Annotated in this window: 16 protein-coding genes; 9 read left to right on the top strand and 7 right to left on the bottom strand. The window is 77.3% G+C overall.

Annotated elements, in window-relative coordinates:
* Positions 1-24 precede the first annotated feature (24 nt).
* On the top strand, positions 25-267 hold the full coding sequence (locus AC1VL8_RS07405) for a DUF2530 domain-containing protein (RefSeq protein WP_483074708.1): 243 nt from the start codon (positions 25-27) through the stop codon (positions 265-267).
* A 141-nt stretch (positions 268-408) separates the two neighbouring features.
* Here AC1VL8_RS07405 and AC1VL8_RS07400 read toward each other — a convergent pair whose 3' ends face one another.
* The 6 genes from AC1VL8_RS07400 to AC1VL8_RS07375 form a co-directional block, all read right to left on the bottom strand.
* Positions 409-1620, bottom strand: a complete 1212-nt coding sequence (locus AC1VL8_RS07400) for an MFS transporter (RefSeq protein WP_483074707.1) — start codon at positions 1618-1620, stop codon at positions 409-411.
* A 7-nt stretch (positions 1621-1627) separates the two neighbouring features.
* Positions 1628-4894 (bottom strand): sacsin N-terminal ATP-binding-like domain-containing protein, encoded by a 3267-nt coding sequence (locus AC1VL8_RS07395; RefSeq protein WP_483074706.1) that lies wholly within the window; start codon positions 4892-4894, stop codon positions 1628-1630.
* Positions 4891-5766: a DUF3027 domain-containing protein gene (locus tag AC1VL8_RS07390; protein WP_483074705.1), complete on the bottom strand. Its 876-nt coding sequence runs from the start codon at positions 5764-5766 to the stop codon at positions 4891-4893. The genes AC1VL8_RS07395 and AC1VL8_RS07390 overlap by 4 nt, the downstream gene beginning before the upstream one ends.
* A 1-nt stretch (position 5767) precedes the next feature.
* On the bottom strand, positions 5768-6151 hold the full coding sequence (locus AC1VL8_RS07385) for a cold-shock protein (RefSeq protein WP_389232852.1): 384 nt from the start codon (positions 6149-6151) through the stop codon (positions 5768-5770).
* Between the two features lie 100 nt (positions 6152-6251).
* Positions 6252-7544, bottom strand: a complete 1293-nt coding sequence (locus AC1VL8_RS07380) for an EAL and HDOD domain-containing protein (RefSeq protein ID WP_483074704.1) — start codon at positions 7542-7544, stop codon at positions 6252-6254.
* A 109-nt stretch (positions 7545-7653) separates the two neighbouring features.
* Complete coding sequence (locus tag AC1VL8_RS07375) at positions 7654-8871, bottom strand: M20 metallopeptidase family protein (RefSeq protein ID WP_483074703.1); 1218 nt, start codon at positions 8869-8871, stop codon at positions 7654-7656.
* A 120-nt stretch (positions 8872-8991) separates the two neighbouring features.
* On the opposite strand from AC1VL8_RS07375, the gene AC1VL8_RS07370 reads away from it, so the two are divergent.
* The 4 genes from AC1VL8_RS07370 to AC1VL8_RS07355 all read left to right on the top strand — a co-directional run bounded on the left by AC1VL8_RS07370 (position 8992) and on the right by AC1VL8_RS07355 (position 16010).
* Positions 8992-11322, top strand: a complete 2331-nt coding sequence (locus tag AC1VL8_RS07370; protein WP_483074702.1) for a helicase-associated domain-containing protein — start codon at positions 8992-8994, stop codon at positions 11320-11322.
* 61 nt (positions 11323-11383) lie between these two features.
* Positions 11384-13087, top strand: coding sequence for a DNA repair helicase XPB (locus AC1VL8_RS07365; protein ID WP_483074701.1), 1704 nt, complete (start codon positions 11384-11386; stop codon positions 13085-13087).
* A gap of 82 nt (positions 13088-13169) precedes the next feature.
* Entirely contained in the window at positions 13170-15203 is a 2034-nt protein-coding gene (locus tag AC1VL8_RS07360; protein ID WP_483074700.1) for a TPM domain-containing protein, read from the top strand.
* A gap of 42 nt (positions 15204-15245) precedes the next feature.
* A complete protein-coding gene (locus tag AC1VL8_RS07355; protein WP_389232870.1) occupies positions 15246-16010 on the top strand; it encodes a PspA/IM30 family protein in 765 nt (254 codons plus the stop codon).
* Between the two features lie 84 nt (positions 16011-16094).
* Here AC1VL8_RS07355 and AC1VL8_RS07350 read toward each other — a convergent pair whose 3' ends face one another.
* Positions 16095-16859, bottom strand: coding sequence for a type 1 glutamine amidotransferase (locus AC1VL8_RS07350; RefSeq protein ID WP_389232873.1), 765 nt, complete (start codon positions 16857-16859; stop codon positions 16095-16097).
* An 80-nt stretch (positions 16860-16939) separates the two neighbouring features.
* Here AC1VL8_RS07350 and AC1VL8_RS07345 point away from each other — a divergent pair, with 80 nt between their 5' ends.
* From AC1VL8_RS07345 to AC1VL8_RS07330, 4 genes are all read left to right on the top strand, one after another.
* Positions 16940-17674, top strand: coding sequence for a response regulator transcription factor (locus AC1VL8_RS07345; RefSeq protein WP_389232876.1), 735 nt, complete (start codon positions 16940-16942; stop codon positions 17672-17674).
* On the top strand, positions 17671-19284 hold the full coding sequence (locus tag AC1VL8_RS07340) for a sensor histidine kinase (protein WP_483074699.1): 1614 nt from the start codon (positions 17671-17673) through the stop codon (positions 19282-19284). The genes AC1VL8_RS07345 and AC1VL8_RS07340 overlap by 4 nt, the downstream gene beginning before the upstream one ends.
* A gap of 84 nt (positions 19285-19368) precedes the next feature.
* Positions 19369-20136, top strand: coding sequence for an HD domain-containing protein (locus AC1VL8_RS07335; RefSeq protein WP_483074698.1), 768 nt, complete (start codon positions 19369-19371; stop codon positions 20134-20136).
* Positions 20133-20405 carry a DUF4031 domain-containing protein gene (locus AC1VL8_RS07330; RefSeq protein WP_389232885.1) on the top strand — a complete coding sequence of 91 codons (273 nt, stop codon included), beginning with the start codon at positions 20133-20135 and terminating at the stop codon, positions 20403-20405. The genes AC1VL8_RS07335 and AC1VL8_RS07330 overlap by 4 nt, the downstream gene beginning before the upstream one ends.
* The last annotated feature ends 125 nt before the right edge of the window (positions 20406-20530 follow it).

Genomic DNA, 20530 nt, shown 5'->3' with positions numbered 1-20530 from the left:
AGGGCCGGCGACTAGGGTGGGGGGGTGCCGTCGTTCATCCAGCTGGCCCTGCGGCCCGAGCAGCGCAAGCCGACCCCCGACCCCGTCCACGTGAGCCTGCGGCCCGTGTTCCTGGTCGGCGTCGGTGTCTGGCTCGCCGCCCTCGTCGTCTCCGTGGTGCTCTGGGCGACCGGGTCCGCGACCGGCCTCGTCGTGTGGAGCTGCGTGGTCGGCGCCCTGCTGGGAGTCGCCGGCTACCTCTGGACCCGCCAGCGCCCCGGCCGCTGACCCCCGCTCCCGCACCCCGCACGCACTCCCCGCACCCCGCACCCCGCAGCAGTGACGAGAGGTCACGACACGCTGGCCGGGCAAGGTCCGCGCCAGCGTGTCGTGACCACTCGTCGCGACTTGGCGGCGCGGGCAGGGGCGTCAGGGTGGGGGCGCGGCGGCTGCGCGGGCGCGGGTGCGGGCGTTCGCGTGCTCCGACCAGCGCGGCACCCACACGGCCAGCGCGCCCGCCGCGAGCACCCCGGCGGCACCCATCGTCAGCACGCCCGCGGCTAGGCTGCCGGCGGCGGCGACGGCGGACACCACGAGCGGCCCGGCGGCGGCCCCGGAGTCCTGGAGCACCCGCCACACGCCGAGGAACTGCGCCCGGGCACCCGGTGGCGCGACGTCGGCCCCGAGGGTCATGAGGATGCCGGAGCCGATCCCGTTGCCGAACCCCATCACCATCGCCACGACCGTCAGCCCGCCGAGCGTCGAGGTCAGCGGCAGCACCGCGATCGCGCCGCCGAGCACCAGCATCGACGGCACCGCCACCCACAGCCGCCCGTACCGGTCCATCACCTTGCCCGCGGGGTAGAACAGCAGCATGTCGACGGCCCCCGAGAGGCCGAACACCAGGCTGGTCGTCGCCGGCGCGAACCCGAGGTGCTCGGACCACAGGGGCAGCACGACGCCGCGGGTGGACCGGACCGCGCCGACCAGCACCACCGCCAGCCCGAGGGTGGCGAGCAGGTGCGCGTGCCGGCGGACGAGGGCGACCGTGCTCTGCTCCGGGCGGCCGCGGGGGGCTGTGCGCCGGTCGTCGACGTCGCCCGCGAGCCCGACGACCAGCGCCGCCGCGAGCGTGGTGCCCACGGCGAGCCAGAACACCGCCTGCAGGTCGTCGGCGACGTGCAGCACGCCGGCGCCGAGGAACGGGCCCGCGAAGATGCCGATCCGGGACACCCCGCCGAGCGTCGACAGCGCGCGGGCGCGGTTCACGACGGGGACGACCTCGGTCAGGTACGCCTGCCGGGCCAGGTGGAACACGGCCGACGCGGCGCCGAGCAGCAGCACGCCGCCGGCCAGCACCGGCAGCGTCGGCGCGACCGCGCACACGGTGAGCGCGGCGCACGCGACCCCGGCGGCGACGAGCATGGCCCGCCGGTCGCCGACCCGCGCCGCCAGCGCGCCCGCGGGGACGTCGCCGAGGATCTGCCCGACGCCGACGAGCGCGACGACGAGCGCGGCCTGGTCGAGCCGCGCGCCGAGCCCCGCGGCGACGAGCGCCACCACCGGCGTCACCGCGCCGAGGCCCGTCTCGTAGAGCAGGGCCGGCAGGTACGCCGAGGTCAGCAGGCTGCGGGTCGTCATCGGGGCGTCAGCGGTCGAGGACCTGCTCGACGGCCAGCTCGGCGGCCCGGGCCGGCTCGACGAGGGCGAGCTCGACGGCGTGCCGCAGCGGCCACGCGCCGACGGCCTGCGCGAGCCCGCGGGCGAGCCCGGCGAGGTGCGTCGCGTGCACGACCGCCGTCCCGCCGTGACCGTCCACCCACCAGTCGACGGGGACCCCGTCCACGCGCAGCGCCTCGTGCTCCACCCAGGTCCCGGGCGCACCCGGCAGGAGCAGCAGGGCCGCGTCGGGCGTGGGCGCGAGCCCGCCGGCGTCGTCGCCGTCGCCCTCGTCCACCTGGCCGTCGGCGAGGTCGGTCGCGGTCGGCAGGCCCAGCGCCTCCGCGAGGTCCTCGGCCGCGGCCGCCCCCGCGACGGGCACCATCGCGGCGACGTCGGTGCGCTGCCACCACATCGGCGACGGCGCGACGGCCGCGTCCTCCGCGTGCACGAGCGCGACCCGGTCCGGCGCGACGAGCGCGGGCACGACGTCGAGGTCGGGCAGCCCGCCCGCGTCGGACCCGGGCAGCCCGCCCGCGTCGGACCCCGGCAGCCCGCCCGCGTCGGACCCGGGCGCCCCGCCCTCGTCCGCGTCCCCGGCGAGACCGGCCCACGCCGACCAGACCGCGGCGGCGAGCGCGACGTCGACCGCCCCGCCGACCGGGGCCGCGGCCCGCAGCAGCCGGTCCCACTCGCGGGGCGGCACCGCGGCCAGCCGCCCGACGCCGCCGAGCGCCGCCTGCGCCGCGGGGTCGAGGGCGGCGATCTCGGGCGGCGCGGCGGGCAGCAGCCGAGCGACGGCGGGTTCGGCGTCCGCCGTCGCGAACGCGGTCGCGGGCACGGCGCCCGACCGGTGCCGCACCCACCACGCGGTGTAGCCGGGGACGGTCAGGGTGCTGCCGGTCACCCGCACCGGGTCCACCAGCGCGCGCCGCAGCGGGCCGGGTCGCGCGAGCCGGGCCAGCACCCGGGGCCAGGCGTCCGGGTGCACGGCGTCCAGGTCGGCGACGGCGACGACCTCCGCGAGGGTCTCCCCCTCGCCGAGCCGGTCGGCCGCGTGCGCGACGTACGCGTCCCAGCCGTCGAGCGCGTCGGTGACCAGGTCCGCGTCGTCGTCGTCCAGCCCGAGGTCGTCGGTCCCGACCACGACGTCCGTGAGCAGCAGCGGGACCAGGTCGGCGCGCACCCCGACGGCGGCGAGCGTCCGCGCCCCCCAGCTCTCGACGGCGGCCGCGGCGACGGGCGCGAGCACCCGGGCGTCGAGCAGCTGCTCCGCGGTCGACCCGGGCAGCACCAGGCCGTGCGCGGGCGTCGGCTCGTCGTCCGCGGCCCGCAGCGTGAGCAGCCCGAGCACGGCCCGGTCGACGGGGACGGGCGCGTCCTCGTCGGGGCCGCCGTCGTCGGCGACCGCCGCCCGGACGAGGGTCAGGACGGCGTCGCTGACCTGCTCGGCGAGCTCGAGGTCGTCCTCGTCCGCCTGGTCCAGCACGGCCTGCCGCACGCCGGGGTGGGCGAGCAGCGCGGCGGGGTCGGCGGGCGTCGCGCCGAGCCGCTCGAGCACGTCGTGCGCGGCGGCGGGGTGCACGAGCCGCACGCCCCAGCGGCTCAGCGTGCCGAGCGACCTGCTCACCGGCCCCGTGGGGTCGAGCGCACCCGCGACGGGCAGCAGCAGGCCCCGCGCTCCGCGCACCACGCGGCCGTCGGCGAGCGGCACGGGCAGGGCGGCCAGCGCCTCCCGCACCAGCGGGTCCGCGACGGCCGGCGCGAGCGCGGCGTACAGCACGCGCCACCGCTCCGGCGGCAGGCCGGCGGCAGCGGGGAGCTCGTCGACGACGTCGGCGACCTCGCGGACCTCGACCTCGAGCGCGCGGGCGGCGGGCAGCGCGCCGTCGGGCAGCGCGACCAGCCCGGCGAACCAGGGGGCGAGGGCGCGCGTGAGGTCGGCGGCGGCGGGTCCGGCGAGCGCGACGGCCCGGTGCGGCGCCACCAGGTGCGGGCCGGGGTCGGGTGCGGCGTCGTCGCCGGGCTCCGGCTCCGCGGCCCCGGCCACGACGAGCAGCGGCGCGCCCCCGAGCTCCGCGAGCAGCCGCGGCCGCAGCGCCGCGTCCAGGTCCCCGGCGGGCAGCCCGAGCGGCACGAGCCGCAGGGCGTCCTCACCGTCGGCGGCGACGTCCGCGGCGAGGCGCGCGTAGACGTCGGCGGCGATGTCGAGCAGGGCGTCGGTGGCGCGGCCGCGGGCGACGTGCCGGCGGGTCGGGTCCAGCGGCGCCGTGAGGACGAGCAGCGCGGGCAGGTCGAGCGGGTCGTCGGTGGGCGTGGGCGCGTGCACGACACGGTCCCGGCGGGGCAGCAGCGCCTCGTCGCCGGGCCAGGCGGCGGGCGCCCCCTCGGCGCCGGCGGCACGCGGCAGCGCCCAGGTGACCCGCCAGCGCCGTCGGGCGCGCTCCTCCACGGGTCGGTCCGCCAGCAGCGCGGGGTCGAGCTCGCCCTCGGCGGTCCGGCGGCGCCAGCGGCGGTCGACGTCGGCGACCCGGCGGCGGCGCCCGGTGGTCTCGTCCTCGACGACGACCTCCGCGAGGCCCGGCAGCGCGAGCAGCAGGGTGTCCCCGACGCCGTCGAGCATCGCGCGCACGGCGTCGGCCGCGGCGTCGTCGCGCAGGGTCAGCACGACGGCGGTGTCGTACCCCTCGGGCGGCCGGCCGGTGTGCTCCTGCGGCAGCCGCAGCGCCGGGAGCGACCCCTCGCGCCGGGCGACCTCGTCGGCGAGCCGTGGCGACCCGGTGGCGGCGAGCGCGAGCTCCTGCCGGGTCAGGTCGAGGGAGAACCGCACCGCGCCGGAGGTGGACAGCACAGCGACGTCGTCGGCGACGGCACGCACGGCGGCGAACCCGACGCCGAACCGGCCGACCAGGCCGGGGCCCGTGACGGTCTCGGGCCGGTCCCGGGAGGTGGAGGCGCGCATCGCCGCGAGCGAGGCGACGCCCGCGGCGTCCAGCGGGGCGCCGGTGTTCGCGGCGGTGAGCACGAGGGCGCCGTCGACCTCGGCGAGCCGGAGCAGCAGCCGCCCGGGCACGCCGGCGCGCACGGCGGCGTCGGCGCCGTTCTGGGCGAGCTCGACGACCACGCGGTCGCGGTAGTACCCGCGGGCGTGGTCCTCCTCGGTGTTCGCGTCCTCGCGCAGCCGCGCGGGGTCGGTGCGCCACGTCCCCAGCACCCGGTCGCGCAGGGCGCGGGTGCCGAAGACGTCGGCGGTCACGGCTCCGGCTGGGGCGCGGGCCGCTCGTCGTCGGCGCCGGTCCCGGCCTCGGGTGCCTCCGCCTCCGGAGCAGCCGACTCGGCCTCCGGAGCAGCCTCCGCCGCGGGCGCAGCCTCACCGGCCGCCGCGTCGCTCGTCGGCTCGACCAGCAGGTCGCGGCTCACGGGCACGTCGGGCCACTCGGACGGCCGCGCCTCGACGTCGGTCTCGGAGTGCGCGCCGCAGCCGTGCTCGAGGGCGACGACCTTGCCGTCGTCCGGCGACCACTCGTTGACGCACACGCCGAACACCGTGCCGAGCGAGCCCTGCAGCGGCACGAGGAACCCGCACGTCTGGCAGGACCCGGCGGCGGCGACGGCACCGGCGGACGCAGGGCCCTGCTTGCCGCGGTACCAGCGCTCGGCGGCCTGGGCGATGCCGACGGGCGACAGCACGCGAGCGCGGGCGAGGGCGAGCTCGCCGATGGCGACGTCGTCGAGCTCGGGGTCGCCGGTGGGCGTCCAGCCGGGCTCGAGCCGCGGGTCGTCGGGGCGGAACGGCAGCACGTCGCCGGGGCCGAGGTCGCCGGGCCGCAGGCGCTCGTCCCACGGCACCCAGGCGGGGGCCAGGACGGCGTCGTCGCCGGGCAGCAGGACGGCCTCGCACACCGTGGCCTTGCGGGCCCGGGGCACGCGCGACAGCGTGACGGTCCACACCCAGCCGCGGTAGCCGCGGGCGGTGCAGGCGAACCGGTGCGAGACGAGCCGGTCGGCGTCGACGGTGTGGCCGAGGTGCTCGCCGACGTCGGTGGGCTGCTCGGCGATCTCGAGCGCCGCCGCACGGGCGAGGTCGACGGCGCCGGCGAGCACGGCGTCCTGGGTCGCGGTCGCCATCTCAGGCCTCGAGGTCGTCGGAGACGGCGCGCAGCAGGGTGGCCACCTGGCCGGCGCGGGACTTGTCGGGGTAGCGGCCGCGACGCAGGTCGTTGCCGACGCTGTCGAGCACCTTGATGAGGTCCTCGACGATGACCGCCATGTCGTCGGCGGGCTTGCGGGACGCCTTGGCGACCGAGGGCACCGGGTCGAGGAGCTTCACGGACAGCGCCTGCGGGCCGCGGCGGCCGTCGGCGACGCCGAAGTCCACCCGGGTGCCGGGCTTCGGGGTGCCGATGCCCGCGGGCAGCGCGGACGTGTGCAGGAACACCTCGGTGCCGTCGTCGGCGGCGATGAAGCCGAATCCGCGATCGGTGTCGAACCACTTGACCTTGCCGGTGGGCACTGCGATCCCCTGGGGTGTCGTCGAGAAGGATGCGGGCCGACGTCGGCCGCACACCACCAGGCTACCGGTCGCGGCCGACGCACCGGGTCGGGCCGCTCCGTCAGCCGACGGCGGTGCCCGCGTCCGCCACGTCGGGCTCCCCCGGCACGGCGCGCAGCCGGGGGACGGGCGTGTAGACGGTGGCGAGCAGCGCCCGCGCCTCGCGCAGCGCGGTCAGGTAGACCAGCGACACGTGCAGCGCGGAGTACGGCGACCGGATGGCCGGCACCTGCTCCTCGGCGATGGCGTCGAGGTACGCGTCCAGGACGTCGCACGCGGCGACCACCCGGGCGCTCGGCTGGGAGCGGTGCAGCTCGGGGTCGAGCTCGGCGACCGGCACGTCCAGCAGCTCGGACACGATGCGGACCAGGGCCTCGGTGGACGCCTCCAGCGGGTCCTGCGGCGCCAGGATCTCCGCGGCGCGGGTGCGGGCCAGCGCCATCAGCGGGATCTCGTCGTCGGTGTGCCCGGCCGTGGCCAGCACCTCCAGGACCAGCATCGCGCGGAACCGCTCCCGACCGAGCAGCACGAGCGCCTGGTGCAGGTTGCGCACCGTCCGCCCCGCGCCGGACACGGAGTTGACGACGCGGAACACCTTGAGCGCGATCGCCGGATCGGCGGCGGTGAGCCGCGCGAGGCGCCGGTAGGACACCTGGGGGTCGCCGAGCTGGACCAGCAGCCGGCCCGCGACCATCGCGTGGTGCGCGAGCGCCGGCCGGGTCAGCACCGTCGGGCGGCGGAAGTGGTAGCCCTGGAACAGGTCGAACCCGGCGTCCTGGGCCACGAGGAAGTCGGCCTCGTCCTCGACGTGCTCCGCGACGAGCGTCGCGTGCGGCGCCTCCTGGCGGAGCTGCGCGGCGAACGCGTGCAGGTCGTCGCCGAGGTCCGACATGTCGACCTTGACGTAGTCGCACAGGGGCAGCAGCCGCCAGCGCTGGTCGTCGGGCACGAAGTCGTCGAGCGCGATGCCGAACCCGATCCGGCGCAGCCGCTCGACCCCGGCGACGACCTCGTCGTCCCCCGGGACCTGCTCGAGCACCTCGAGGACCACCCGGTGCGGGTCGAGGGCCACGGGCAGCTCGTCGACGATGAACGACCGCGGGATGTTGACGAACAGGTCGCCGTTGCCCGCGAGGTCCTCGACGCCGAACTCCGTGAGGGTCGCGACGATGACCGTCGCCGTCGCCCGGTTGTCGTCGATGCCCGGGCGCACGCCGGACTCGACCGCGTCGGCGCTCGCCCGGAACAGCAGCTCGTGACCGATCGGTCGGCTCAGGACGTCGTAGATGCCCTGGCGCGCGACGCACACCTCGTGCGTCGCCCCGGGCAGGTGCCCGGTCGTGATCCCCGCCATGCGTGTCCCTCCGGTCGGCGCGCACGCGTCGCCCGCTGGCCGGGCGTGACGAGAGTGACATCGGCACCCGCGGCACCGATCTGAGCGCTCGTCCGGGTGGCGCCGCTGCTCAGCCGTCGCCCAGTCGGTCCAGCGCGAGCGCCGCGAGCACCGCGGGGCCGACCGCGAGCGCCCCGTCCTCGAACCGGGCCTGGGCGGAGTGGTTGTACGGGGCGGTGCGGGGGTCGGCGTCCGCGAGGGTCGCGCCGACGCCGACGTACGCCCCCGGGACCTCCTGGAGGACGTAGCTGAAGTCCTCCGAGCCGGCGAGCGGCTGCGGGGCGTCCTGGTAGGCGCGGTCGCCGAACAGGCCGCGGGTCAGCCGGGCGGCGCGCTCCACCTCGCCCGGGTGGTTCGCGGTGACCGGGTACCCCCGCCGGTAGTCGACGGCGACGGTGAGGCCGTGCGCGGCGGCGACGCCCTCGCACACCCGGGCGATCCGCTCCGGGACGACGGCGTGCGTCGCCTCGGAGAACGACCGCACCGTCGCCTCGATCCGCGCGGCGCCGGCGATGACGTTGTCCGTGGTGCCGGCCTCGACCCGCCCGACGGTGACGACCACCGGGTCGAACACGTCGAACTGCCGCGTGACCATCGCCTGCAGGGCGAGCACGATCTCCGCGGCGACGGGCACCGGGTCGAGCGCCAGGTGCGGCATCGAGCCGTGCCCGCCGCGGCCCTGGACGGTGACGTGCACGGTGTCGGCGGCGGCCAGCATCGTCCCGGCGCGGCTGGTCACCAGGCCCGTGGGCAGCAGCGACGACAGCACGTGCAGCCCGTAGGCCGCCACGACGCGCTCCCCCGCGGCGTCCAGCACGCCCTCGTCGATCATCAGCCGGGCGCCGTGGTCGCCCTCCTCGCCGGGCTGGAACATCAGCACCACGGAGCCGGCGACCCGGTCGCGCCGCGCGGCGAGCAGCCGGGCCGCGCCGACCAGGCCCGCCACGTGCAGGTCGTGCCCGCAGGCGTGCATCACGCCCGGGACCTCGCTGCTGAACGGCTCGCCCGTGTCCTCGGTGACGGGCAGCGCGTCCATGTCGCCGCGCAGCAGCACCGCCGGCCCCGGGCGCGCGCCGCGCAGCACCGCGACCACCGAGGACAGCCCGGTGCCCGTGGTGACCTCCAGGCCCAGCGGCTCGATCGCCTCGAGCACGAGCGCCTGGGTGCGGGGCAGGTCCAGCCCGATCTCCGGCGTGCGGTGCAGGGCGTGCCGCAGCGCGGCGACGTCGGGCAGCTGGGCCCGGGCGTCGGCGCGCAGGTCGGCGAGGTCGGCGGTGTCGAGGGGCATGGTGGTCCTCCGTCCGGCGTCGGGCACGGCGACCACAGGACCGGCCGCTGCGCCACGTGCTGCGACCGTACCGCCGACCCGCACCCCCGGCCTGCCCGGCCGGAACGTATCGTGGTGCGGATGGCCACGTTCAGCGAGCACCTGCGCGGCAGGTCGGACGAGGAGCTGGCGCGGCTCCTGGTCCGCCGCCCGGATCTCGCGCACCCGTCGCCGGCCACGCTCGCGTCGCTGGCCGCCCGCGCCACCAGCCGGCCCAGCCTGGAGCGGGCGCTCGCGGGCGTCGACGCCGCCGTGCTGCAGGCCGTGGAGTCCGTGGTGGTGCTGCTGGACGGCGCCGACACCGCGACGGGCGTCCGGGCCCGGGACGTGGTCGCCGCCGTGGGCGCGGACCGCACGCAGGCCGCCGGCGTCCGGGCGGCGCTGACCACGGCCACCGACCTCGCCCTGCTGCACCCGGTGGCGGGGCGCGCGACGGACCCGCAGCTGCGCCCGGCCCCGGGCGTCGCCGAGCTGCTGGGCGCGTCGGTCGCGGGCCTGGCCGCCGCCGGACCCGCCGACCCGGACCCCGCCGCCGTGCCGGACGCGCTGGACCGGGCGCCTGCCGGGGGGCGTGCCGTCCTGGACGCGCTCACCTGGGGCCCGCCCGTCGGTGTGCGGCCCACCGCGGGTCCCGCGGCCGAGGCGGTCACCGAGCTGCTGCGGCTGGGCCTGCTGGTCCGCGTCGACGACCGGCACGTCCTGCTCCCCCGCACCGTCGCCCGGGTGCTGCGCGACGGGCGCACCCACCGCGCCCCCGCCGTGCCCCCGCCGACGACGGACCTGCCGCGCCGCGACGCCGGGCTGGTCGAGGCCGAGCACGCGACCGCCGCCGAGCGGGCCGTGCGCCTGGTCGCGGGGCTGGTGCGGCTCTGGGAGGCCGACCCCCCGACCGTGCTGCGCGCGGGCGGCCTGGGCGTGCGCGACCTGCGCCGGACCGCCGTCGCCCTGGAGGTCACCGAGGCGGAGGCGGCGTTCGTCGTCGAGCTCGCGGGCGTCGGCGGCCTGGTCCGCGACGACGGCGAGGAGTCGCCGCACCACGTGCCGACGACGGCCGCCGACGAGTGGCTGGCGCTGGACCTGCCCGTGCGCTGGTCGCGGCTGGCGGCGTGGTGGGCCGCGACCACCCGGTGGCCCGCGCTGGTCGGCACCCGCGACGACCGCGGCCAGGTCCGCGCCGCGCTGGGACCGGAGAACGCCCGCCCCTGGGCGCCCCGGCTGCGCGAGCAGGTCCTCGGGACCGTGGCGGAGGCCGGACCGGGCGCCGCGCCGGACGCCGACCGGGTGCGGGACGACCTGGCCTGGCGCACCCCGCGCGCGGTGCCGCCCGCCGACGCCGTGGCCGCCGTGCTGCGCGAGGCCGGCTGGCTCGGCGTCCTCGGGGCCGGGGCGCTGCCCGCCGCGGGCCGCGCGCTGCTCGACGACGCGGACCCGGCGCCGGCGCTGGCCGCGGCCCTCCCGCCGGCCGTCGACGACCTGCTGCTCCAGGCCGACCTCACGGGCATCGTCCCGGGCCGCCCGAGCCAGGACCTCGAGGCCCTGCTGGACCGCAGCGCCCGCGTCGAGTCGCGCGGCGGCGCCGTGACCGTGCGGTTCACCCCCGAGTCGGTGCGGGCCGCCTTGGACGCCGGTGCGACGGCCGACGACCTGCTCGCCGACCTCGCGGGCCACGCCCGGGGCCCGCTCCCGCAGCCGCTGGAGTACCTGGTCCGCGACGCCGCGCGCCGGCACGGCCGGATCCGCACCGGTGCGGCGTCGTCGTACGTGCGCACCGAGGACCCGGCGCTGCTGGCCGGCGTCGCGGAGGACCCCCGGCACGCCGGGCTGGGCCTGGTCCGGCTCGCGCCGACGGTCCTCGCCGCGCAGGCGCCGCTGCACGAGCTGCTGGCCGCGCTGCGCGCCCACGGCCTCGCCCCCGTCGCCGAGACGCCCGACGGCCAGGTGCTGCACGCCGCGCCGACCGTCCGCCGGGTCACCGCGGTCCGGCACCGCCCCGAGGAGCCCGCCCGCGGCGCCCTGCCCCCGGCGGAGCGCGCGGCGGCGCTGGTCGGCGTGCTGCGCCGGGCGGACGAGGCCCGGGCCGCGGGCGCCGCCGACCGCCCCGCCGGCCCCACGCTGCGGGAGCGGGCGAGCACGGTGACCGCCGGCACCGCCGCCGCCCGCGCCGGCGGCCTGCCCGCGCGGGGAACAGCCGACCCCGCCGAGGCGTTGGGGATGCTGCGCGAGGCGGCGGCCGGCGGCACGGAGGTGTGGCTGGACGTCGTCGGGTCGCGCGGCACCCTGGAGCGGCGGCGCGTGCGCCCCGTCCGGGTGGACGGCGGTCGCGTGCGCGTGATCGACACCGCCCGGGACGCCGAGATCGTCGTCGCCGCGCACCGCGTGGCGGCGGTCGCCCCGGTCGACGAGACCACCTGACCCGCACCCGCGCCACCACCCGCGCACAGCCCGCACGGCACGCCGACAGGACGGACACTCCATGACCGACGGACCCCTGATCGTCCAGAGCGACAAGACCCTGCTGCTCGAGGTCGACCACGACCAGGCGGAGGCCTGCCGCCGCGCGATCGCCCCGTTCGCGGAGCTCGAGCGCGCCCCGGAGCACGTGCACACCTACCGGCTGACCCCGCTCGGCCTGTGGAACGCCCGTGCCGCGGGCCACGACGCCGAGCAGGTCGTCGACGTGCTGCTGGAGTACTCCCGCTACCCGGTGCCGCACGCGCTGCTGGTCGACGTCGCCGAGACGATGTCCCGGTACGGCCGGCTCCAGCTGGTCGCGCACCCGGTGCACGGCCTGGTGCTGCACGCCCTGGACGCCGCCGTGCTCGCCGAGGTGCTGCGGTCCAAGCGGACCGCCGGCCTGGTCGGCGAGCGGATCGACGCGACCGACGTGGTCGTGCACAAGTCCGAGCGCGGCAGCCTCAAGCAGGCGCTGCTCAAGCTCGGCTGGCCCGCCGAGGACCTCGCCGGGTACGTCGACGGCGAGTCGCACCCGATCGACCTCGACACCAGCGGCGACTCGAACCCGGGTGCCGACGGCGCCCCCCGCCCGTGGGACCTGCGCCCCTACCAGCGGGAGGCCGCGGACGGGTTCTGGCACGGCGGCTCCGGCGTCGTCGTGCTGCCCTGCGGCGCCGGCAAGACGCTGGTCGGCGCGGCAGCGATGGCCCGGTCCAAGACCACCACGCTGATCCTCGTCACCAACACCGTGTCCGCGCGGCAGTGGCGCGACGAGCTGATCCGCCGCACCACCCTGACCCCGGACGAGATCGGCGAGTACTCCGGTGCCCGCAAGGAGATCCGCCCCGTCACGATCGCGACCTACCAGGTGCTGACCACCAAGCGGAAGGGCGCGTACACGCACCTCGACCTGCTGGACGCCCGCGACTGGGGCCTGGTGGTCTACGACGAGGTGCACCTGCTGCCCGCGCCGATCTTCCGGATGACCGCCGACCTGCAGGCCCGCCGCCGGCTCGGCCTCACCGCGACCCTGGTCCGCGAGGACGGCCGCGAGGACGAGGTGTTCAGCCTGATCGGCCCGAAGCGGTACGACGCGCCGTGGAAGGACATCGAGGCCCAGGGCTACATCGCGCCCGCGGACTGCGTCGAGGTGCGCCTCACGCTGCCCGAGCGCGACCGGATGCTCTACGCCACGGCCGAGCCGGAGGACAAGTACCGCCTCGCGGCCAGCGCCCCCGGCAAGTCCGAGGTGGTGCGCCGCCTGGTCGCGAAGCACCGTGGCGAGCCGCTGCTGGTGATCGGCCAGTACATCGACCAGCTCGAGGAGCTCGCCGACGACATCGGCGCCCCCGTCATCACCGGGTCGACGTCGGTCAACGAGCGGCAGCGGCTGTTCGACGCGTTCCGCGCCGGCGAGATCAGCACGCTCGTCGTGTCCAAGGTGGCGAACTTCTCCATCGACCTGCCCGAGGCCTCGGTCGCGATCCAGGTGTCCGGGTCGTTCGGCTCCCGGCAGGAGGAGGCGCAGCGCCTCGGCCGCCTGCTGCGGCCGAAGGGCGACGGGCGCACCGCGCACTTCTACGCGGTGATCGCGCGGGACACGGTCGACCAGGACTTCGCTGCGCACCGGCAGCGCTTCCTCGCCGAGCAGGGCTACGCGTACCGCATCGTCGACGCCGAGGACCTGGAGCAGGTCGTCGAGGGGACGGACGAGCCGGCCTGATCCCCCGGCGCCGCGACCTGCGGGAACCCGCGGACGGGTGCCGCTCGTTGCGACAGGTGCACGCCTGAGAAAGGATCACCGGGTGCCGTCGCTGCGAGGTCTGTCCCTGCTCGTCCCGCTCGCCCTCGGCGTGCCCCTGCTCGCCGGGGCCGCGCCCGCGGCCGGGCCGCTGCCCGCGGCCGACCCGGTGGCCCTGACCGCGGAGATCACCGACCAGGTCGGCGCGCTCGGCGGCGACGAGGCGACCGTGCAGGCGGCGCTCGACGCGCTCGCGACCGAGACGCAGTACCAGCTGTACGTCGTGTACGTCGACTCCTTCGGCGAGGCGCAGCCGACGGCCTGGACCGACGAGGTCGGCAGCCTCACCGGGCTCGGCGCGAACGACCTGGTGCTCGCCGTCGCGGTCGACCAGCGCGCCTACGCGCTCGCCCCCGCGGAGGTCCCCGGCCTGTCGTCCGGCGACCTGGACCGGATCGCCTCCGACGTCGAGGACCAGCTCCGCCAGGACGACTGGTCCGGTGCCGCCGTGACCGCCGCCGACGGGGTCCGCGAGGCCGCGACCGGTGGCTCCGGCGGCGGGTCCGCGCTCGGCTGGCTGTTCGTCGGCGGCCTGGTCGTCATCGCCGTCATCACCGGGATCGCGTGGGCGTCGTCCCGCCGGCGCGCCCGGCAGGCGGTCGGCGTCGGCGGCCGACCCGCCTCGGGGTTCCCGGGTGCCCCCGGCCCGGCCGACGAGCTCGCCGCGCTGCCGACCGCCGAGCTCGACCGCCGGTCCGCGTCCGCGCTCGTCGGCGTCGACGACGCGCTGCGGGCCTCGGAGCAGGAGCTCGGCTTCGCGCAGGCGCAGTTCGGCCCCGACGCGACCCGCGAGTTCGAGACCGTGCTCGTCGGCGCCAAGGCCCAGGTCACCGAGGCGTTCCGGCTCCGGCAGACGCTCGACGACGACATCCCGGACACCGAGCCGCAGGTCCGTGACACCGCGACCCGCATCCTGCACGCCGTCGGCCAGGTGTCCGCCGCGCTCGACGCGCAGAAGGAGGCGTTCGACCGGCTGCGCGACGTCGAGTCCCGCGCGGCCGAGGCGCTCGACGCCCACGAGCGGACCGCCGCCGCGCTGCGCGCCCGGGTCGAGGCCGCCCGCGGCTCCCTCGCGGCGCTCGCCGCCACCTACCCGCCGTCCGCGCTGGCGTCGGTGACCGGCAACCCCGACCAGGCCGTGCTGCTGCTCGACGAGGTCGGCACCGCGATCGCCCAGGGCCGCGAGGCCGTGGCCGGCGGCGACCGCGGGCTCGCCGTCCGGTACGCCCGCGCGGCCGAGGAGGCGCTCGGCCAGGCCGGCACGCTGCTGGACTCCGTGGACCGGGCCCGCACCGACCTCGCGACCATCGGGTCCCGGCTGGACGCCGCGGTGGCCTCGATCAGCGCGGACGTCGAGGACGCCGCCCGGCTCGCGCCGCGGCACCCCGAGGTCGCCGCCCGCGCGGAGGCCGCCCGGCAGGCGATCACGGCGGCCCGGTCCGCCCGCGACGGGCAGGGCGACCCGCTGGCCGCGCTGCGCGACGTCACCGACGCCGAGGCCGCGATCGACCAGGCGCTCGCCCCGATGCGCGAGGCCCAGGAGAGCGCCCGGCGCGCCCGGCAGCTGCTCGACCAGACCCTCGGGCGCGTCGACTCCGCGATCCGCGGCACCACCGACTACGTCGAGACCCGGCGCGGCGCCGTCGGCCCCGAGGCGCGCACCCGCCTCGCCGAGGCCGGGCGGATGTTCCGCACCGCCGTCGACCAGCGGGACACCGACCCGGAGCGCGCGCTCGGCGCCGCCCAGCAGGCCGACCGGCTGGTCCGCGAGGCGCAGTCCCTCGCGCAGCGCGACGTCGACTGGCACGACCAGCAGCGCCGCGGCGGGGGCGGCGACGGCGGTCTCGGCAACATCGGGGGGATGGTGCTCGGCGGCATCCTCATCGACTCGATCCTGCGCGGCGGTGGCGGCGGCTGGGGCGGCGGCGGCGCGCACGGCGGCGGCGGTGGCGGCGGCTGGGGCGGTGGCGGCCTCGGCGGCGGGTTCGGCGGCGGGGGCGGCGGCTTCGGCGGCGGCGGACGCGGCGGCGGTTTCTAGATCATGTTCGGCAGAGGCAAGAGACGAGAGAGGCACCAGGCGATGACCGAGAAGCAGAGCATCTTCGGCCGGATCACCCAGCTCGCGCGGGCGAACATCAACGCCCTGATCGACCAGGCCGAGGACCCGCAGAAGATGCTGGACCAGCTGGTCCGCGACTACACCAACTCGATCGCCGAGGCGGAGAAGGCCATCGCGCAGACGATCGGCAACCTGCGCCTCGCGGAGCAGGACTACAACGAGGACGTCGCCGCCGCGCGCGAGTGGGGCGCCAAGGCCCTCGCCGCGTCCGCCCGCGCCGACCAGTACCGCACCGCGGGCGACGCGGCCAACGCCGACAAGTTCGACAACCTGGCCAAGGTCGCGCTCGGCAAGCAGATCAGCGCCGAGGGCGAGGTCCGCGACTCCGCCCCGATCATCGAGTCGCAGCGCGAGACGGTCGAGAAGCTCAAGTCCGGCCTGGCCCAGATGAAGGACAAGCTCGGCCAGCTGAAGCAGCGCCGCGACACCCTGGTCGCCCGGCAGAAGTCGGCCCAGGCGCAGCAGACCGTGCAGACCGCGATCTCGTCGATCAACGTGCTCGACCCGACCAGCGAGCTCGCGCGGTTCGAGGAGAAGGTCCGCCGCGAGGAGGCCATCGCGATGGGCCAGGCGGAGATCGCCGCGTCCTCGCTGGACGCGCAGTTCGCCGAGCTCGAGGCGTCGGGCGCGGACATCGAGATCGAGGCGCGCCTCGCCGCGCTGAAGTCCGGCGGCCAGCCGCAGCAGCTCGGCTCCACCCCGGTCACGCCGCAGATCGAGGCCTGACCTCCCGCACGCGCGAACGGCCCGGACCCCGCACGGGGGTTCGGGCCGTTCGTCGGTCGTGCGGGGTCGGACGGTCGGGCGGGGTCAGACGGTCGCGCGGTCCGCCGCGCGACGGGCGACGAGGTCCGCGAACGTGACCGCGATGCGGGTGCCCGCCGGGCGGACCTCCGCGTCGGCCGCCGTCACCGCGGCGACCACGCCCTCGGCGTCGGCGTCGCCCTCGTCCAGCGCCCACGCGCGCACCGTCGCCGGGCTCGCCTCGGGGTGGAACTGCACGCCCCACGCCCGCTCCCCGACCCGGAACGCCTGGTACGGGTACATCCGCGACGCCGCGAGCCACGCGGCGCCGGCGGGCAGGTCCACGATCGCGTCGGCGTGCATCGTCGGCATCGGGGTGCTGCGGGCGTCGGACTCCCCCGCGTCGACCGCGAGACCGCCGAGCAGCGGGTCGGCCGCGGCCTCGGGGCGCCAGCGGACGTCGACGACGCCGGACTCGCGCCCGGGAGGCGCCGCGACGTGCACCCGGCCGCCGGTCGCGACGGCGAGCAGCTGCGCGCCCAGGCAGATGCCCAGCGTCGGCACCCCGTGCCGGGCGGCGTCGGCGAGCAGCGTACGGGTGGCCGCGATGCCCGGCTCCTGGTCGTCGTGCGCGGACATCCGGCCGCCGAGGACGACGAGGCCGTCGAGCTCGGTCGCGGGGCCCGCGTCCTCGCCCGCGTACGCCCGGACCAGGCGGATCCGCACGTCGGCGGCGTCGAGGGCGTCGGCGAACCGGTCCAGGGGCGCCGTCTCGTCGAGCTGGACGACGGTCACGAGCGGCTGGTCGGTGGTGGGGAGGTCGGCACTCACGAGGCAGCACGGTACCGCTCCCGCGGGGCGACCAGCCCGCTCCCAGGAATCCTCCAGCGTCCGGGGGCACACTGGCACGCATGACCGGCGCCGCCCAGACCCCCGAGGCCCGGCTCGTCGTCGTGGACGACGAGCCGAACATCCGCGAGCTGCTCGCCACGTCCCTGCGGTTCGCCGGGTTCGAGGTGCACGCCGCCGCCGACGGGGCAGGCGCGCTGCGGCTCGCCCGCCAGGTGCAGCCCGACCTGCTGGTCCTCGACGTGATGCTCCCCGACATGGACGGGTTCACCGTCACCCGCCGCCTGCGCGAGAAGGGCCAGCACGTCCCCGTTCTGTTCCTGACCGCGCGCGACGACACCGCGGACAAGATCACCGGCCTGACCGTCGGCGGCGACGACTACGTCACCAAGCCGTTCAGCCTGGAGGAGGTCGTCGCCCGCATCCGCGCGGTGCTGCGCCGCACCCAGGTCGGCGAGGTCGCCGGCACCAGCGTGCTGTCCTACGAGGACCTCGAGCTCGACGAGGACAGCCACGAGGTCCGCCGCGCCGGCCAGGTCGTCGACCTGTCCCCCACCGAGTTCAAGCTGCTGCGCTACCTGCTGCTCAACCCCGGCCGCGTGCTGTCCAAGGCGCAGATCCTCGACCACGTCTGGCAGTACGACTGGGGCGGCGACGCGAACATCGTCGAGTCGTACATCTCCTACCTGCGCCGCAAGGTCGACCAGGTCGAGCGCGCCGACGGCACCAAGGTCGCGCCCCTGATCCAGACCAAGCGGGGCGTCGGGTACATGCTGCGCAAGCCGAGCGGGACGTGACGACGCCCCAGGCTCCCGAGGCCGAGGCCGAGGCCGAGGCCGAGGCCCCGCCCACCGACCCCGACCCCGGACTCGTCGGCGGCGTCCTGCTCCGCGTCCGGGCCCAGTGGGCCCGGACGCCGCTGCTCGCCCGCCTGGTCGGCATCAGCACGGTCCTGCTCGCCACCGGCCTGGCCATCGCCGGGCTGACGACCACCACCGCGCTCTCCCGGTTCCTGGTGACGCAGCTCGACGAGAGCCTGCACCTGCAGGCGGTGACCGCCCGGGAGAAGTTCGCCGACGCCTACCAGCAGTTCGGCACCGTCGAGGGCCTGACCATCCAGTCGTGGGGCGAGCGGGACTACGCCGTCGCCGTGCAGGTCCTCGGCTCCAGCACCACCGTCGACCCGGAGGGCAGCACCCTCGAGAGCGCCGGCGTCCCCCGCCTGCCCGACCTCGACGTGGCGGACCTCGCCGGCGACCGTGCGATGACCGTCAGCAGCTCCGTTCGGGGGGCGACCTGGCGCGTCGCCGTCACGCCGGTGACGTCCAAGTCCGACGGGGTGATCGGGTACGTCATGTACGCCGAGCCGCTCACCGACGTCCAGCACGTCGTGCGCCAGTCCGCCGTCCTGCTGTGGACCAGCGCCCTCGCGATCCTCGCGATCGGGGCGGTCGTCGGCACCTGGGCGGTGCAGCGCTCCCTGCGCGGGCTGCGGGAGATCGAGGTCACCGCGGCGCAGATCGCCGCCGGCGACCTGTCCCAGCGCGTGCCGCCCGCGCCCGAGACCACCGAGGTCGGTCGGCTCGGCGCCGCGCTGAACTCGATGCTGTCCCAGATCGAGTCCGCGTTCGACGACCGGACCCGGTCCGAGGAGCGGATGCGGCGGTTCGTCGCGGACGCGTCGCACGAGCTGCGCACCCCGCTCGCGGCGATCCGCGGCTACGGTGAGCTCTACCGGATGGGCGCGCTCACCGAGAAGGACCAGGTCGACGACACGATGCGGCGCATCGAGCAGTCGGCGACCCGGATGGGCGGCCTCGTCGAGGACCTGCTCGCGCTGGCCCGGCTCGACGCCGAGCGCGCGGCCCGGACCGCCCCCGTCGACCTCGCGGTCCTCGCCACCGACGCGGCGCACGACCTCCGGGCGATCGACCCGACGCGCCAGGTCCGGGTCGGGTCGGTCGACGGCGCCACCGTCGACCCCGACGCCGACCTGCCCGCGACCGTCGTCCCGGGCGACGAGGCGCGGCTCCGGCAGGTCGTCGCGAACCTGGTCGGCAACGTCGCCCGGCACACCCCCGCCGGCACCCCCGCCGAGCTCGCGGTGGGACGCGTCGGCGACCGCGTCGTCCTCGAGGTCCGCGACCACGGGCCCGGGATCGCCCCCGAGCACGCGGGCCGGGTGTTCGAGCGGTTCTACCGCGTCGACGCCGGGCGCACCCGCGAGGGCAACGGCACCGGCGGCGGCGCGGGGCTCGGCATGGCGATCGTCGCCGCCATCGTCGCGGCGCACCACGGTGACGTCGCGATCTCCGCGACACCGGGCGGCGGGGCGACCGTGCGGGTGTCGCTGCCCGTGGGTGAGCCCGCGGGCGCCGACGCCACCGAGGACCACCCGCAGGGCTGACCCCGGCCGCGTGGCGCATCCCCGGCCCGGTGGGTCTACGATGGCGCGTCCGAGCAGGGTCGTCTGTTGCAGTGAGGCTGTTCCATGGGCGTCTACGACGCACCACAGTGGCTGTTGTCCGCGTTCGTCCGCAGTGCGGCGGGGGCCGGTGCCACCGCACCCCAGGACCAGGTCCGCGACGTGGGCGCCGACCTCGTCGAGCGGTGGAGCGGGCCCGGCCGGACCTACCACAACCTCCGCCACCTGGCCGACGTGCTCGCGCGCGTCGACGAGCTCGCGGAGGAGACGCACGAGCCCGACCTGGTGCGCCTGGCGGCCTGGTACCACGGCGCCGTGTTCGACGCCGACCACGTCGCGACCTACGCGAACCGCGGCGGCGAGGACGAGGTCGCCTCGGCACGGCTCGCCACCGAGCAGCTCACCGCGCTCGGCGTCCCCGAGGCGCGGGTCGCCCGGGTCCACGAGCTCGTGATCGCGCTGGTCCGGCACGTCGCCGACCCGAGCGACTTCGACTGCGCGGTGCTGTGCGACGCCGACCTGGCGATGCTGGCCGCCGAGCCGCAGCGCTACAAGGCGTACCTGCACGACGTGCGCGAGGAGTACGCGGACATCCCGATGCCGGACTACATCCGCGCGCGGCAGCGGATCGTGCGCAAGCTGCTCAAGCGGCCCAGCCTGTTCGTCAGCCCGCTCGGCGCCGCGTGGGAGGAGCCCGCCCGGCAGAACCTCGGCGCGGAGCTGCACGAGCTCGACAAGGTGCTGGCCGAGCTGGACCCGCCGCAGGGCCCGGAGCGCGCACCCGCCGAGGACGTCGTCGTCCGCGAGCCCGTGCACCGCGGCGCGGGGGCGTGACGGTCCTCGTCGACCCCCCGCTCTGGCCGCGGCACGGGCGCACCTGGTCGCACCTGGTCAGCGACGCCTCGCTCGCGGAGCTGCACGCGTTCGCCGAGGCGGCGGGCCTCCCCCGCCGCGCGTTCGACCTCGACCACTACGACGTCCCCGACGAGATGCACGCGGACCTCGTCGCGCAGGGCGCGGTGCCGGTGACGGCCGGCGAGCTCATCCGCCGCCTGCGCGCCTCGGGCCTGCGCGTCCCGGCCCACGCCCGCCCGCGCCACTGACCCACCCGCACTCCGCCGCACCCCCGCACCCCCGCACCCGAGCGACCCGACGAGAGGTCACGACACGCTGGCGCCAGCGACCGCGTACCAGCGTGTCGTGACCTCTCGTCGACCGCGGGCGCGGG

The organism is Cellulomonas sp. KU4C, assembly GCF_056868065.1.
The sequence above is the reverse complement of the archived record's forward strand: the minus strand, read 5'-3'. Positions and strand labels throughout refer to the sequence as shown.